This window comes from Streptacidiphilus jiangxiensis (genome assembly GCF_900109465.1).
In the GTDB taxonomy this organism is placed as follows: domain Bacteria; phylum Actinomycetota; class Actinomycetes; order Streptomycetales; family Streptomycetaceae; genus Streptacidiphilus; species Streptacidiphilus jiangxiensis.
Genome location: NZ_FOAZ01000006.1, coordinates 259,399 through 273,393, shown reverse-complemented (window position 1 = coordinate 273,393; position 13,995 = coordinate 259,399). Strand labels below are relative to the sequence as shown.

At 73.5% G+C, this 13,995-nt stretch carries 15 protein-coding genes; 6 read left to right on the top strand and 9 right to left on the bottom strand.

Annotated features, from left to right (window positions below):
- Positions 1 to 15: 15 nt before the first annotated feature.
- The 3 genes from BMY61_RS46155 to BMY61_RS47100 form a co-directional block, all read right to left on the bottom strand.
- Positions 16 to 183 carry a hypothetical protein gene (locus tag BMY61_RS46155; protein ID WP_169791867.1) on the bottom strand — a complete coding sequence of 56 codons (168 nt, stop codon included), beginning with the start codon at positions 181 to 183 and terminating at the stop codon, positions 16 to 18.
- A 69-nt stretch (positions 184 to 252) separates the two neighbouring features.
- On the bottom strand, positions 253 to 1,398 hold the full coding sequence (locus tag BMY61_RS14425) for a glycosyltransferase family 2 protein (protein ID WP_201777596.1): 1,146 nt from the start codon (positions 1,396 to 1,398) through the stop codon (positions 253 to 255).
- A 233-nt stretch (positions 1,399 to 1,631) separates the two neighbouring features.
- Entirely contained in the window at positions 1,632 to 2,369 is a 738-nt protein-coding gene (locus BMY61_RS47100) for a response regulator transcription factor (protein ID WP_052438932.1), read from the bottom strand.
- Between the two features lie 196 nt (positions 2,370 to 2,565).
- Between BMY61_RS47100 and BMY61_RS47095 the strand changes: the two genes are divergently transcribed.
- The 4 genes from BMY61_RS47095 (at position 2,566) to BMY61_RS14400 (ending at position 6,574) form a co-directional block, all read left to right on the top strand.
- Positions 2,566 to 2,796, top strand: coding sequence for a hypothetical protein (locus BMY61_RS47095; protein ID WP_042451114.1), 231 nt, complete (start codon positions 2,566 to 2,568; stop codon positions 2,794 to 2,796).
- A 101-nt stretch (positions 2,797 to 2,897) separates the two neighbouring features.
- Positions 2,898 to 4,211: a DUF1800 domain-containing protein gene (locus BMY61_RS47090; protein WP_236656116.1), complete on the top strand. Its 1,314-nt coding sequence runs from the start codon at positions 2,898 to 2,900 to the stop codon at positions 4,209 to 4,211.
- 58 nt (positions 4,212 to 4,269) lie between these two features.
- The gene (locus BMY61_RS14405; protein WP_042451112.1) at positions 4,270 to 5,487 is read left to right on the top strand and encodes a DUF1501 domain-containing protein; all 1,218 of its coding nucleotides are present in this window, start codon (positions 4,270 to 4,272) and stop codon (positions 5,485 to 5,487) included.
- Between the two features lie 127 nt (positions 5,488 to 5,614).
- On the top strand, positions 5,615 to 6,574 hold the full coding sequence (locus tag BMY61_RS14400; RefSeq protein WP_042451109.1) for a GNAT family N-acetyltransferase: 960 nt from the start codon (positions 5,615 to 5,617) through the stop codon (positions 6,572 to 6,574).
- A gap of 56 nt (positions 6,575 to 6,630) precedes the next feature.
- On the opposite strand, the gene BMY61_RS14395 is transcribed toward BMY61_RS14400, so the two are convergent.
- On the bottom strand, positions 6,631 to 7,413 hold the full coding sequence (locus BMY61_RS14395; RefSeq protein ID WP_082015205.1) for an alpha/beta fold hydrolase: 783 nt from the start codon (positions 7,411 to 7,413) through the stop codon (positions 6,631 to 6,633).
- 160 nt (positions 7,414 to 7,573) lie between these two features.
- Between BMY61_RS14395 and BMY61_RS14390 the strand changes: the two genes are divergently transcribed.
- Positions 7,574 to 8,443: an NmrA family NAD(P)-binding protein gene (locus BMY61_RS14390; RefSeq protein WP_042451107.1), complete on the top strand. Its 870-nt coding sequence runs from the start codon at positions 7,574 to 7,576 to the stop codon at positions 8,441 to 8,443.
- A 30-nt stretch (positions 8,444 to 8,473) separates the two neighbouring features.
- Here the strand turns inward: BMY61_RS14390 and ykgO are convergent, their stop codons facing one another.
- Positions 8,474 to 8,596: a type B 50S ribosomal protein L36 gene (gene ykgO / locus BMY61_RS14385; RefSeq protein WP_042451105.1), complete on the bottom strand. Its 123-nt coding sequence runs from the start codon at positions 8,594 to 8,596 to the stop codon at positions 8,474 to 8,476.
- A gap of 99 nt (positions 8,597 to 8,695) precedes the next feature.
- On the bottom strand, positions 8,696 to 9,730 hold the full coding sequence (locus BMY61_RS14380; protein ID WP_052438931.1) for a lactonase family protein: 1,035 nt from the start codon (positions 9,728 to 9,730) through the stop codon (positions 8,696 to 8,698).
- Between the two features lie 192 nt (positions 9,731 to 9,922).
- Here BMY61_RS14380 and BMY61_RS14375 point away from each other — a divergent pair, with 192 nt between their 5' ends.
- Positions 9,923 to 10,822, top strand: coding sequence for an aldo/keto reductase (locus tag BMY61_RS14375; protein ID WP_042451103.1), 900 nt, complete (start codon positions 9,923 to 9,925; stop codon positions 10,820 to 10,822).
- Between the two features lie 8 nt (positions 10,823 to 10,830).
- On the opposite strand, the gene BMY61_RS14370 is transcribed toward BMY61_RS14375, so the two are convergent.
- The 3 genes from BMY61_RS14370 to BMY61_RS14360 form a co-directional block, all read right to left on the bottom strand.
- On the bottom strand, positions 10,831 to 11,343 hold the full coding sequence (locus BMY61_RS14370; protein ID WP_042451101.1) for a DUF1877 family protein: 513 nt from the start codon (positions 11,341 to 11,343) through the stop codon (positions 10,831 to 10,833).
- Positions 11,344 to 11,406: 63 nt separating this feature from the next.
- The gene (locus BMY61_RS14365; protein ID WP_042451098.1) at positions 11,407 to 12,399 is read right to left on the bottom strand and encodes a magnesium transporter CorA family protein; all 993 of its coding nucleotides are present in this window, start codon (positions 12,397 to 12,399) and stop codon (positions 11,407 to 11,409) included.
- 121 nt (positions 12,400 to 12,520) lie between these two features.
- Entirely contained in the window at positions 12,521 to 13,915 is a 1,395-nt protein-coding gene (locus BMY61_RS14360; protein WP_042451096.1) for a purine-cytosine permease family protein, read from the bottom strand.
- Between the last annotated feature and the right edge of the window lie 80 nt (positions 13,916 to 13,995).

Genomic DNA, 13,995 nt, shown 5'->3' with positions numbered 1-13,995 from the left:
CGCGGAGATGAGGGCTCAGTCCTGGCGGCGGCGCCTCGGCACGATCCGCAGGATCGCGGTGGCGACCGCGATCATCGCGAACGCCGCCAGGAAGATCCACAACGGCGACGCGGCGCCGGTCATGGCGAGCGTGCCACCGGTCGCGGCGCCCGCGCCGAGCGCGGGGGTGGGGTTGGTGTACATGGGAGTCCTCTCTCCTGGTCCGGTTCGGGTCTGTCCGGTTCGGGTCTGTCGGCATCGGGTCTGACGGGTTCAGGTCGGCCGGGCTCGGTTGGTCACCAGGACTTGCGCCGCCGCAGCAGCGCGTCGAGGTAGGCCTTGCCGTGGCAGGCCTGCAGGAAGTAGTCGACGACCAGCTCGTACATCAGGGCCGCCGGCAGCATGTAGCGCCACCCGCGCTTGCGCAGCGTCACCACCCGCTCGACGACGAACACGCCGGTGACGGCCAGCCAGAAGACCTTGACGTGCACGGCGCCGTCCACCGACAGGGCCCAGACGAGGGTGCCCAGGTACAGCACGGAGGCGACGACGCCGAGCATGGTCAGCAGCTGTCGGACCCCAGTAGCGCCAGGTGATCCGGGTCAGGCCGTACTGCGCGCAGTTCTCCACCGCGCCGCGCTTCCAGCGCAGTCGCTGCCGCCACAGGGCGCGCCAGCTCGGCATGACCTCGGTGCTCAGCGTGCAGCTGGGTGGTGAGACGATCCGCCCGCCCAGGTGCAGGACGGCGAAGGTGAGCTCGTTGTCCTCGGTCAGCACCGTGGTGTCGTACACGCCGCCCGCGCCGTCCCCGGCCGGGAGTCGGCCGTCCAGGCGGGCTGCGGAGATCTCGCGCAGCGTCCCGGCCCGGAACAGCGCGGCCGTCCCGGTCAGGACCAGGCAGCGGCCGCCCAGGCGCTCCACGTCCCGGGCGTAGCGGGCGTACTCGTTGCGTTGCAGGTGGCCGACGAAGCCGCCGCCGGGGTCGCCGCGGAAGATGCCGCCGATGCCGCTGTAGCCGCGGTCGAGATGGTCCAGGGCCGAGCCGAGGAAGCCGGGGTCCAGGGCGCAGTCGGCGTCGGTGACGAGCACCGCGTCATGGTCCGCAAGGCCGGGCAGCAGGGCGCCCAGTGCCTGGTTCAGCGCGCCGCCCTTCTTCGCCCGGTTCCCGTGCGTCGTGAACGTCTCGGCCCCGGCGCCCTGCGCGAGCGGGACGGTCCCGTCGGTGCAGTTGTCGGCCACGACGACGAGCCGGACCGCCGTGTCCGGGTGCCCGTCGAGCTCCTGCGCGTGCAGGGCGGACAGGGCCCGCCCGATCACGTCCTCCTCGTTGTGCGCGGGAACGAGCACCAGGACCTGACGTCCCGTCGGTCGGACGGCCGCCCCGGCGGCCCCGGGTCCCTCGATCGTCTCCACGGTCATCGCACTCCTCCTCCCGCTGCGCCCGGCGGCAGGGGTGGTGGCCGGGACGCGATCCAGGCTCACGCGGAAGGGCGACAGGAACGCGACAGCGGCCGCACAGGAGGGGGACATCGACAGGTGAGGCCCTGTCAGGGCCGAAGGACCCGGGTCCGAGGTCCCTTGACGGGCCCTCGACGTCGGGACCTTGGTCCCGAACCGGACACCGGACGCGCCATGGGGCAGTCGGACGGCTCTCAGGTCTCCGGCCTGGTGTAGCGCAGGCCCAGCCCCCGCACGGTGGTGATCGGGGCGGGGGCGGTGCCGGTGGCGGACTCGATCCGGCGCCGCAGCCGTCCCGCCGCGGCCTTGACCCGCGCCGGGCCACCTGCCTCGCCGGCCAGCCGCCAGGCGGTCTCCAGCAACCGCTCGTAGGTGAGCACCTGGCCGGGATGCCGGGCGAGCTGCATCAGCAGGTCGAACTCCAGGGCGGTCAGCTCCAGCGGATGCCCGCCCGCGGAGGCCTCGCGGCGGGCCGGGTCGACGCGCAGCCAGCCGTCGTCCGTGACGGCACTCCCGTCGGGCGGGCCACTGCGGGCCTGCTCCCCGAGCAGATGGTGCAGCCGGCCCTCGATCACCTCCGGGGGCAGCGGCCAGGCCAGGTAGTTCCCCGCGCCGAGGCCGAAGGCCCGCTGCGCGTTGGCGGGGGAGTAGACCTCGTCGAGGACCGTGACCGGGATGCCCGCCATCTCGCGGACCAGCGGCACCACGTGCCACGGGCTCAGGCCGTCCAGCTCGGTCCCGATCAGGAGCAGTCCGGGACGTCGCTCGTAGACGGCCCGGACCGCCTCCTCGCCCGTCTCGGCCGTCACCACCGACACGGCCGCCTGCTCCAGCAACGACAGCACCTGTGGCCGCAGCCGCGACGCCACGGCCACCAGGACCGGCGGCAGCCCGCCCCCACCGGCCGTCCTGTCGGCCCGCCGACCGCGCATCCTCACCGCCCCCTCCGCACCGGCCGCCACCCCACCCCCGCGTGCGGACGTCGCGGCAGGCTTGAGTCGACATTCCGTCCCGAACCCCCCGTCCGCAACCGGGACGCTCCGTCCGGGCCCGTCGGTGATCCACCGGGGACCGGCGGCCGGTCGGGCTCGGGATGCGCTCGCGCGGCCTCACATCGATGGTTGAGCTATGCGAGTCGCCACCTGGGTCGAACAGGGCCTGACCCCAGCCGCCGACGGTCCGGTCCGCTGGCGCGTGTTCCACGCCGCGGACAGCCCGCACTGGACCCTGTGCGAGAAGAGCACCAGTGGGTTGCGTCCACTCCCCGCGGCCGTCGCCTCGTGGCCTCCGACCCCCCGCAGCAACGACAGCGTCTGCCCCACCTGCGAGGCACGCGCCCACGAGCCCGTGGCGATCTAGCCCCGCGCGCGTCGCCACGAGGAATCCACCACAAGGAATCCACAAAGTCCCTCCCTACCGTCGCCGACGGAGGTGCCCAGCACACGGGGAGGTGCACGGTGGTGGCGACGGTGTCGGCACGGGCGCAGGTCGCGCATCTGTTGCGGCGGGCCGGGTTCGGGGGGCGGGGCGAGGAGCTCGACGCCGCGGAGAAGGCCGGTTACGAGGCGACCGTCGCCTCGCTTCTCGGCGCACCGCAGGGCGCGGCGGACGCCGGGGTCGCGGCGACACCGCCGCCGGTGTTCCCCGTGATCGCCCCGCCGGGCCGGGACGTGACAGCCCGCAAGCAGGCGAACCGGGAGCGGGCGCAGCAGGCGGCGCAGCTGGCCGGTTGGTGGCTGACCCGGATGGTGCGGGCCAACGCCCCGCTGGTGGAGAAGCGCACCTGGTTCTGGCACGGCCACTGGGCCACCTCGATCCAGAAGGTTCGCAGCGCCCCGTTGATGCTCGCCCAGAACCAGACGCTGCGCGCCCTCGGCGGCGGGGACTTCGCCACGCTCGCGCACGCCATGGTCGGCGATCCGGCGCTCGCCGTCTGGCTCGACGAGATCGGCAGCACCAAGCGTGCCCCGAACGAGAACCTGGCCCGCGAGCTGATGGAGCTGTTCACCCTCGGCGTCGGCCACTACACCGAGTCCGACGTCCGCGCCGCCGCGCGGGCGCTCACCGGCTGGCGGCTCGACCGGGCCGGTGGGCGGCTTCTCTTCGTCCCCGCCGCGCACGACGACACACCCAAGACGATCCTCGGGCAGACCGCCGACTTCGACTCCGTCTCCCTCGTCGACCTGCTGGTCGGCCAACCCGCCTCGCACGCCTGGGTGGTGACCCGGATGTGGAACCGCTGGGCCGCGCCCGGCCCCGTCCCCGCCGAGGTGATGGCCCGCCTCCGGACCGCCTACGGCGCCGGACGCGACCTCACCGCGCTGCTGCACGCCCTGCTGCTCGACCCCGTCTTTCGCGGGCCCACCGTCGTCGGCGCGCTCGCCAAGCAGCCCGTCGAGTACGTCGTCGGCGCCCTGCGGGCCCTCGGCATCACCCCGGACGACGCCGACCAGGCGATCCTGCTCGGCACCCTGCGCCGCCTCGGGCAGGTGCCGTTCGAGCCGCCCAACGTCGGCGGCTGGCCGAGCGGCGACGCCTGGCTGACGGCCGCCGCCGCACAGGCGCGGCTGGACTTCGCCCGCTGGGCCGTGACCAAGGGCGACCTGGGCGCGGTGAGCTCCGCCCCCGCCGCCTCCCGCGTCGACGCGACGGCGCGGTTGCTCGGCCTGGACGGCTGGAGCGACCGGACCCGCGCCGCACTCCAGGAGGCCGCGGGCCGGCCGGCCACCCTCGTGGCCCTGGCGCTGGCCGCACCCGAGTACGCCGTCAACTGACGGCCGACGTACCACCCACCCACGAGAGCCCGAAGCGGACAGAGAGGACCGAGCAGCGATGGACCTGTGGACCCGGCGCAAGTTCCTGATCGCCTCCGGGGTGGTCGGCGCGAGCGCGCTCGCCGCGGGCGGAGCCGTGATCGGCTGGCAGGACCTGGCCCGAGGCGCGGCGACCCGCCCGCTCGCCGGCGGCACGCCGGTGCTGGTGCTGGTCACCCTTTACGGCGGCAACGACGGTCTGAACACCGTCGTCCCGGCCGGCGACCCCGCCTACCGCAGCGCCCGCCCCGACCTCGCCTACAGCCCCGACCAGGTCCTCGACCTCGGCGAGGGCCTCGGCCTCAACCCGGCGCTGAAGGGCCTGCACGGGCTGTGGGGCGCCGAGCAGTTGGCGGTCGTGCGCGGCGTCGGCTACCCGCAGCCCAGCCACAGCCACTTCCAGTCCATGGACATCTGGCAGACCGCCTCGCCCGCCGCCCCCGCCTCCACCGGCTGGCTCGGCCGCTGGCTCGACGCCCAGGGCAGGGACCCGCTGCGCGCCGTCTCCCTCGGTGGCACCCTGCCGCCGCTGCTCGCGGGCGCGACCACCTCCGGCTCCGCACTGCCGCTCGGCGCGTTCCGCCTTCCGACCGGCCCGACCCTGACCTCGTTCACCGCGCTCGGCGCGCCCGGCGCCGACGACCCCGCCACGCTCGCGGCGGCGGCCACCGCCGACCGGGACCTGCTGACCGTCGCCCACACCTTCGGCCCGGTCCTCGACGGGCTCGCCCGCACGAGTGCGAGCGGCGCGAGCGGCGCAGCCGGTGAGGGCTCGCTCGCCCAGCAACTCGACGTCGTCGCCGCCTGCGTCGCGGCCCGGGTGCCGACCCGGGTCTACGCCGTCAGCCTCGGCGGCTTCGACACCCACGCGGGCGAGAAGGCCACCCAGGAGCAGCTCCTCGGCCAGTTCGACCAGGCCGTCACCGGGTTCCTCGGCAAGGTCGCCCACAGCGCCAACCCCGTCGTCCTCGCCGCCTACTCCGAGTTCGGCCGCCGCGTCCAGGCCAACGCCAACCAGGGGACCGACCACGGAACCGCGGCACCGCTCCTCGTCGCGGGCACGTCGGTCAAGGGCGGCTTCCAGGGCGCCCAGCCGAGCCTGACCGACCTCGACGAGGGCGACCTGAGGTTCACCACCGACTTCCGCTCGGTCTACGCGACGCTGCTGCACCGTGTTCTGGGCGCGGATCCGCACCAGGTCCTCGGACAGGACTTCCCGCAGCTCGACTTCGTCTGAGGTGGCGCGAGGGGGCGGGACAGGAGGCGACGGGACGGGCCGCGCCCGGGGTAACTCCGTTGCCGCGTGGGCGAGGGAGACCTAGGCTGGCGCGGCCGCCCTACCCTGAGACCGACTCGGAGCACCCTTGCGCTTTCGCCCGACCACCCCGGCCGACCTCGACCGCGTCCTCCCGCTCGTCGCCGACGACCCCGCCTGCACGATGACGGCCGACGGCTACCGGGCCAGGCTCGCCACACGCCAGTACCGGCCCGAGCGGACCTGGATCGCCGAGCGTGAGTCCGACGGTGCCCCGCTGGCCGTCGCGGTCTGGTGGGCCGGCCCGGACGACGACCTGCCGCGGGCGTTGGACGGCGTCTTCGTCCACCCCGTCGTCGAGCCCGCCCAGGAGCGCATCGCCCTCGCGGCCGAGCTGCTGGGCGCCGCCCACGCGGCCTTCGCGCAGGCCGGTGTCGAGGAGCCGCCCGCATACCACTTCTTCCTGCCCGGCGACTGGAACGAGCGCCCCGAGGTCACCGCCGCCGTGGCCTGGCGCCGGGAGGCCTCCCGGCGGGCGGGCCTGACGGTCACGTTGGAGCGGCTGCGCTACGAGTGGGCGCCCTCGGACGGGCTCCCGCAGCCGTCGCAGCGCCTGTCCTTCCACGCCGAGCCGGACGACGAGGTCTTCGTCGACCTCTTCCGCCGCGTGCTGGAGGGCACCCTCGACACCGACTCCCGCAAGGACGCCGACCGGATCGGCGCCGACGCGCAGGCGCGCCGGGATGTCGCCTTCTACCGCGACATGATGCCCGGGGAGCGCTCCTGGTGGCGCATCGCCAGGAGCGTCGACGGTGAGACGGTCGGCTTCGGCCTGCCCTCGCGCAATCCGGACAGCGCGGTGGTCGGCTACCTGGGCGTGCTGCCCCCGCACCGTGGCCACGGTTACGCGGACGACATCCTCGCCGAGATCACCCGGTTCCTCGCCGTCGAGACCGCCGCGCCGCGGATCCGGGCGGACACCGACCTGACCAACACGCCGATGGCCGCGGCCTTCACCCGGCAGGGCTACCGCAACTTCTCCCGTCGGCTGGTGCTGTCCGCGCACTGACGCGGCGCAGGGCCATTCCGGCGGTTCCGGCCGTCCGGCTCAGCGCGTCGTTCGGCTCAGCGCGCCGTTCGGCGCAGGTGCTCGTCGATGAGGCGGAGGGTGACCTCCGGCTGCTCCAGCATGGGCATGTGACCGGCCGCCTTGACCAGTTCGAAGCGCGCGTCCGGGAATGCGGCGGCGTAGGCCCTGCCGTAGGCCGGGGTGACCAGGCGGTCGCTCTCGCCCCAGACCACCAGGGTGGGCACCCGGACCCGCCCCAGACGGCGCCTCAGCTTCGGGTCGTAGAGCCCCCGTCCGGCCTTCAGGAGCCGCACCGTCTCCTGGTTGGCGTGCCGCACGGCGAGTTGCTCGGGCGGCAGGGTGGCCGGGTCGACCAGGCCGCGGCGCGGGTCGTGCCAGGAGTGCTCGGCCAGGGCGCGCGGGGCCAGTGTCTCCACGTCGACCATCGGCTCGCCCGGCACCTCGATCCCGGCGGCGTCGAGCAGGACCAGCGAGGAGACGGTCCCGCCGGTGTCGCGCACCGCCAGCTCCGAGGCGATCCAGCCGCCCAGCGAGGAGCCGACCACCGTGACCTCGCGCAGCCCGAGATCCTGCAGCAGGTGCAGGTAGGCCAGGGCGTAGTCGTCGACGCCCGTCAGCCACGGCGGGCGAGGCGTGCCGTTGAAGCCGGGATGCACGGGCGCGATCACGTGCGCACCGCGCGCGAGGTGCTCGACCAGCGGGGCGAAGGGGGCCGGTCCGGCACCTCCGTGCAGCACCAGCACGGCTCGGCCCGAGCCGGCCTCGGCGTAGTCGATCGGGAGGTCCGGGTGGACGTCGAGCGTGCGGACGGTCGCCATGCCGTCAGCGTACTGACCGGACCGCGCCGCCCGTCCAGAGGGCCGGGGTGCGCGCGGGACGCGATCCCGGCAGAGTGGCGTGTGCGGCCGGCGGGTGTGATCCGAGAGCCGGGCGCAGGACAGGACAGGGCAGGACAGGGCAGAGCTGGAGGGAACGCGCATGGACGAGGTCATCGCCGTCACCGGTGCGACCGGACGGGTCGGCGGACGGCTGTCCCGGCGCCTGACCGAGGCGGGCGCGACGGTCCGCGCCCTCGGCCGTGACGCGGCGAAGCTCGCCGCCCTGCCCGTCGCCCAGACCGCGCGGGCGTCCTACGACGACGCGGCGGCCATGCGGGAGGCACTGACCGGTGCCACGACGCTCTTCCTCTGCTCCGCTCACGAGGGGCCGGGGCGCGTGCAGATCCACACCACCGCCGTCGACGCGGCACTGGCCGCGGGTGTGGGCCGGATCGTCTACCTGTCCTACCTCGGTGCGGCTCCGCACGCCACGTTCAGCTACGCCCGTGACCACTGGTACACCGAGCAACACATCCGCACGACCGGCGCGGCGTTCACCTTCCTGCGCGACAGCAGCTACCAGGCCGACCTCGTGGCCATGACCGGGGACGACGGCGTGCTGCGCGGCCCCGCGGCCGACGGGCGCGTCGCCGCCGTCACGCACGACGACGTCGCCGACGCGGCGGCCGCCGTCCTGCTGGACCGCGACGCGGCCCACGTCGGCGCCACGTACGACCTGACCGGGCCGCAGGCGCTGACCTTCGCCGAGATCGCGGCCGAGATCGGCCGTGCCGCCGGGCGTACCGTCACCTACCGGCCCGAGACGCTCGCCGAGGCCTACGCCTCCCGCGCCGTGTACGGCGCCCCGGAGTGGGAGGTCACCGGTTGGGTCACCTCCTACGAGGCCGTGGCGACGGGCGAGATGGACGTCGTCTCGGACGCGGTCCTGGCCCTGACGGGCCACGACCCGCAGTGCTTCGCGGACTTCCTCGCCACCCGCCCGCAGGCGCTTGAACGCCTGCGGGCCTGAGCGGCGCGGGACCGCGCCGGGCCGGACACGTCAGCCCTGGCGGGCCTTCATCCGCGGGTCACGCCGGTTGATCACGTAGACGCGGCCGCGACGCCGCACCACCTGGGAACCGGGCTGCTGCTTCAGCGAGCGCAGTGAGTTGCGCACCTTCACGGGGCATCCCCTTTCTCGTGCAGGGCCCGGCAGGGAACCCGGGCCACATGGGCACGTCAACGCGTCGGCGCCCGCGGGCATTCCCCGGTCGGGGCCCGGTCAGCCGATCGCGAGCGCGCAGGTCGGGGAGCCGGTCGCGTACCGGTGCCGCAGGGTCAGCGTGGCGTTCGCCACGTCGAGTGTGAACACGGCGAGGGTGTCCGTCCGCTCGTCGCAGACGTGGAGGTGGTCGCCGACCAGCTCCATGTGGCGCGGCCAGGCGCCGCCGGACGGTACCTCCCCCACCGGCCGCGGCAGGCCGTCGGGCCGGGTGCGGAAGAGCGCGACCGTGTCCGTGACCCGGTTGGAGAGCAGCAGCAGGCTGCCGTCGGCGCTGACGGTCAGGTGCGCGGGGAGGTTGCCCGCCGTCCTCTCCGGCTCCCCGGTCGCCGGCACGGCGCCGAGCCAGCGGAAGCGGCCCGGCTCCGCCTCCCGCAGCACGTGCAGCCGCGAGTCCAACTCGCCCACGACGTAGGCCATTCCGTCCGCGGCGCGCACCAGCTGGCGCGGCCCCGTCCCGGCGGGCAGCGCGGTGACGGCCTCGGGTCCGTCCGCATCGGCCCTGCCGGAGCGCAGCTGGTCCGTCCCGAGGTCCACGACGGTCCACAGCCCGTCCGGCCCGGGGACCACCATGTGCGCGTGCGGGCCGTCCTGCCGGTCCGCCCGGGGCCCGAGCGCGCCCGCGTCACCGGCCCACAGCCGCGCGCCACCGACCGGGCGCCCGGCCTCGTCCAGATCGAGGAAGAGCGCGGTCCCGGTCCGGTAGTTGGCCACCGCGAGCCGCCGCCCGCCCTCCCCGACCGCGAGATGGCACGGCCACCCGCCCTGGCTCGACAGGCGCTCCACCTCGCGCAGCGACCCGTCCGCGGCGACCGCGACGACGCTGACCGAGCCCACCTCGCCGGCCTCGTTGGCGGTGTAGAGGAGCGGTTGGGTCGGATGCCGGACGACGTACGAGGGGGAGGGCAGTGCGAGGGTGTCGAGGGGCGTCAGCGATCCGTCGCCAGGGTCGCGCCGGTAGGAGGTCAGGCCGGTGCCGCGCCCGTCCATCTCCTTGTCGTAGCAGCCGGTGACGAGCAGCTGGGCGGTGTTCACGCTGGCGTTCTCCTCGGAGCGGGCGACCGCCGGGTCCGGTCGACCCGTTGATCATCCCACGGTGCTGGCGGACGGTCCCACGGGCGTGCTACAACTCCAGGAGACGTGAGCCTTCCCGGCGCGGACGAACATCCACCGGGGAGGCTTTTTTCGTGCCCGGAACCGGGCACCCACCAGGAGGAGGCCTCAACCGTGACCCCAGCGACGATCTCCGCAGCCGCAGCCGCCGCCGCCGGCACCTGGACGCTCGGCGACCTGACGGTCCGCCGCGTCGGCTTCGGCGCCATGCGGTTGACCGGCACGGCGCCCTTCGACGGCGGCGTGCCGCGCGACCGCGCGCAGTCGATCGCCGTGCTGCGGCGGGCGGTCGAGCTCGGCGTGAACCACATCGACACCGCCGCGTTCTACTTCTCGGCGACCCGTTCCGCCAACGAGCTGATCAACAGCGCTCTGGCGCCGTACCCCGAGGACCTCGTCATCGCGACCAAGGTCTGGCCCGGACGCGACCCCTCCGGTGCCTGGTCCTGGGCCTCGCCCGCGCAGCTGCGCGGCCAGGTGGAGGAGAACCTGCGCCAACTCGGCCGTGACCACCTCGACGTGGTGAACCTGCGCGTCCCGCCGAGCGAGCGCGCCGGCTCGATCAGCGAGCACTTCGGCGCCCTGGCCGAGCTGCGCGACGCGGGACTGATCCGGCACCTGGGCGTCTCCAACGTCACCTCCGCGCAGCTCGCACAGGCCCTCGAGATCGCCCCGGTCGTCTGCGTCCAGAACCCCTACGGGCTCGGCACCTCCGGCGAGCAGCAGGAGCTGCTGCGCCGCTGCGGTGAGCTGGACATCGCCTTCGTGCCCTTCTTCGCGATCGCCGGCCCGGCCCGCGAGCCCGGCCCGACGGCCGAGGACAGCGACCCCGTTCGGTCCGTCGCGCGCGCCCACGGCGTCGCCGTCGCCCAGATCCGGTTGGCCTGGACGCTCCACCAGGGCCCTCACGTCCTGGCCATCCCCGGCACCGGCGACCCGTACCACCTCACCCAGAACGTCGCCGCGGGGGCCCTGCGCCTCTCGGACGAGGACCTCGCGCTCCTGGGCTCGTAGGACGCCGCTCAGCCGAGCTCCCGCAGGACCGCCTGTCCGGCGAGTGCGGCTGCCGCGTAGAAGGCCTGCAGGTCGGTGTAGTAGCCGCGCAGACCCTCCACGCCCGCGCGGTCGAGGCCCTGCGGGTAGACGTCGTCGAGGTCCATCGCGTCCTCGTCGGTGAAGTCCGCCAAGGTGTCGAAGGAGAGTGCGGCCAGGAACGCCGCGGCGCGGGCGACCTCCTCCGGGGTCAGCAGGCCCGGCGGGGCGAGGTCCGGGTCGAGGCCGTCGTCCTCGTCCTTGGCCTCGTCCCTTGTCCCGCCCTCGTCCTTGGCCTCGGGCAGCGGTGTGCCGAGCACGGGGTCGACCGGGCAGGCCGCGGCGTGCAGCAGCCATCGCAGCACACCCCACGCCTTGTCCAGCGAGAGCGTCGCCCGGAAGCTCTCGCCCTCCCGCATCTCGGGTCGCGGCCACGCCCGTCCGGACGCCGCGACGCCCACCGTCCCGGGTTGGACCCGCTGCAGTTCCACGTTGATCCCCATGGCGGGACAGCATGCCGGATCCTTCGCGCCTGTCCGCCGTCGGCTCGGGAGGCGAAGCGGGCGTCAGATCCAGTCGCGGCGCTTGAAGCCCAGGTAGAGGGCCACCGAGATCCCGATCGTCACGCCCGTGGAGACCAGGAAGCCCCACTCGGTGCCGAAGCCGGGGTAGGGGACGTTCTGGCCGTAGAAGCCGGTGACGGCGGTCGGGACGGCGACGATCGAGGCCCAGCTCGTCACCTTCTTCATGATCATGTTCATCCGGTTGCCCTGGATGGTCAGGTTCGTCTCCATGATCGAGCCGACCATGTCGCGCAGCGACTCCGTCCACTCCGTCGCCCGGAGCACGTGGTCGTAGACGTCCTGGTAGTACGGCATCATCGGGTCGGCCACGATGCGCAGGTCACGGCGCATCAGGGTGTTGACCATCTCCCGCATGGGCAGCACGATCCGTCGCAGCCGGACCAGGTTCTTGCGCAGGGCGAAGGCCGCCCGCTGGATGTCCTCGGTGCTGCCGGCGGTCCCGTCGAAGAGGCCCTCCTCGATCTCCTCGATCCGGTCGTCCATCTCCTGGACGGCGCGGAAGTGCCCGTCGACGACCTGGTCGAGCAGGCCGTGCAGGAGGTAGCCGACGCCGTACTCGGCCAGCGCGGAGGAGTCGTCCCAGCGGGAGACGACCTCGTCCATGTCGAAGCGGTCGTCGAACCGGATGGTGATGAGCGCCTTGGCGGTCACGAACACCGACAGCTCGCTGACGCTCAGCTCCTCGCCGCCCTGGTGGGCGCAGACGGCGTACATGCTGAGGAAGCTGTGGTCCCGGTAGCGGTCCAGCTTGGGGCGCTGGTGCTCGTGGCGGGCGTCCTCGACCGCCAGCTCGTGCAGGCCGAACTCCTCGGTGATGGTCTCGAAGTCCTGCGGCGTGGGCGCGCAGAGGTCGAGCCAGACCAGGGTGCCGGGTTCGGCGAGGTGATCGGATATCTCCGCCACGGGGAAGCCCTCGAGGTCGAGCTTCCCGTCGCGGTAGAGACGGGTCCGGGAGGATCGAGCGGTTTCGGCCATCGGGCCACCCTATCGGGCGGCCGAAAGCCGTCCACCCCCCGATCCTTCCCCGAACCCTCCGCCGGCCCTCGCCCGAGCCTCGCCCGAGGCTCAGCTCTCCGAAGCGGCGACAGATCCTGCCTCAGACGGTGGGCCGGGGCTCCTGGGCGACCGCCGGGGTCGGCGCCGGCTCCGCCTCCAGGACCGGCTCGCCGCGCATCAGCCCGTAGTAGAGGGCGGCCGAGACGATCAGCCCGAGGATCCAGGAGATGTCCGCCCCGCCGAGGTGGGCCACCATCGGGCCGGTGTAGTAGCTGGTGCTGACGAAGGGGACCTCGACCGCCACTCCGACGAGGTACGCCGTCATGGTGCGCCAGTTGACCCGGCCGTAGCGGCCGTTCGGGTCGAACAGGGCCGGGATGTCGTAGCGCTCACGCCGGATCAGGTAGAAGTCGACGAGGTTCACCGCCGTCCACGGCACCAGGAAGTACGTCAGCAGCAGGATGAAGTTCTCGAAGGTGGCCAGGAAGTCGGCCTGCGCGAGCAGTGCGATCCCGGCGCCGACGGCTGCCGCGCCGAGGATGAACGCGGCCCGCAGGCCCTGGCCGACGCGCAGGCGCAGCACCGCGCCGAGCGTGGTCGTCGTCGACATGAACGTCCCGTACAGGTTGAGCACGTTCACCGCGAGCACGCCGAGGACGACCATGAGGAAGAACACATCGGAGACGGAGCCGGGCGCCAGGCCCACCACGTAGGCGACCGGGTCGCCGCCGAACGCCTTGGGTGCGAGCGAGGCGGCCACACAACCGAAGGCCATCATCCAGACGCTGGCCCCGACCGAGCCGGCGTACGTCCACCAGAACGCGGCGGAGGAGCGGGTCGAGGTCGGCAGGTAGCGGGAGTAGTCGGCGACGTAGGGCGCGTAGGTGATCTGCCAGGTCGCCGCGATCGAGACGACGAGCAGGAACGTCCCGAGGTCGAGCGAACCGGCGTGCCACAGGCCCGCCGGGTGCGGGGCGGAGAGCAGACGGTAGGTCAGGTAGACGAAGCCGAGGCCGCTGAAGAGGCTGATCCACCGCTCCACCTGGTGGATCAGGCGGTAGCCGTACAGGGCCAGCACCACGCAGACGGCCGCCACGGCGACGACGCACGCGCTGTGCGGCAGGCCCGTCCAGGCCGCCAGGGCCGCGCCGCCCAGGACGGAGCTGCTGGCGAAGAAGCCGATGTACATGAGGATCACCAGGAGCAGCGGCAGCACCGCGCCGAGCACGCCGAACTGGGCGCGGCTCTGGATCATCTGGGGTATGCCGAGCTTCGGCCCCTGGGCCGAGTGCAGCGCCATGAAGACGCCGCCGAACAGGTTGCCGACGACCAGGGCGAGCACGGCCCAGGGCAGGGGAAGGCCGAGGACCACGCCGAGCGCGCCGGTGACGATGGTGGTGATCTGCATGTTCGCCGCGAACCAGACGGTGAACAGCGAGCGTGGGCTGCCGTATCTCTCGGTCTCGGGGACGAACTCGAGGGCGCGTTGCTCCATGGGGCCACCTTGCCGTTCAGGGTGTGGGGTGGCTCACATCTTGCTGTATATCATCAGGCAGCTGTCAAGAGCATGAATGA

Bases quoted from the DNA above. Each gene is read 5' to 3' on its own strand.
- BMY61_RS46155 (WP_169791867.1), bottom strand. From the start codon at position 183: ATGTACACCAACCCCACCCCCGCGCTCGGCGCGGGCGCCGCGACCGGT.
- BMY61_RS14425 (WP_201777596.1), bottom strand. From the start codon at position 1,398: ATGACCGTGGAGACGATCGAGGGACCCGGGGCCGCCGGGGCGGCCGTC.
- BMY61_RS47100 (WP_052438932.1), bottom strand. From the start codon at position 2,369: ATGCGCGGTCGGCGGGCCGACAGGACGGCCGGTGGGGGCGGGCTGCCG.
- BMY61_RS47095 (WP_042451114.1), top strand. From the start codon at position 2,566: ATGCGAGTCGCCACCTGGGTCGAACAGGGCCTGACCCCAGCCGCCGAC.
- BMY61_RS14405 (WP_042451112.1), top strand. From the start codon at position 4,270: ATGGACCTGTGGACCCGGCGCAAGTTCCTGATCGCCTCCGGGGTGGTC.
- BMY61_RS14395 (WP_082015205.1), bottom strand. From the start codon at position 7,413: ATGGCGACCGTCCGCACGCTCGACGTCCACCCGGACCTCCCGATCGAC.
- BMY61_RS14390 (WP_042451107.1), top strand. From the start codon at position 7,574: ATGGACGAGGTCATCGCCGTCACCGGTGCGACCGGACGGGTCGGCGGA.
- BMY61_RS14370 (WP_042451101.1), bottom strand. From the start codon at position 11,343: ATGGGGATCAACGTGGAACTGCAGCGGGTCCAACCCGGGACGGTGGGC.
- BMY61_RS14365 (WP_042451098.1), bottom strand. From the start codon at position 12,399: ATGGCCGAAACCGCTCGATCCTCCCGGACCCGTCTCTACCGCGACGGG.
- BMY61_RS14360 (WP_042451096.1), bottom strand. From the start codon at position 13,915: ATGGAGCAACGCGCCCTCGAGTTCGTCCCCGAGACCGAGAGATACGGC.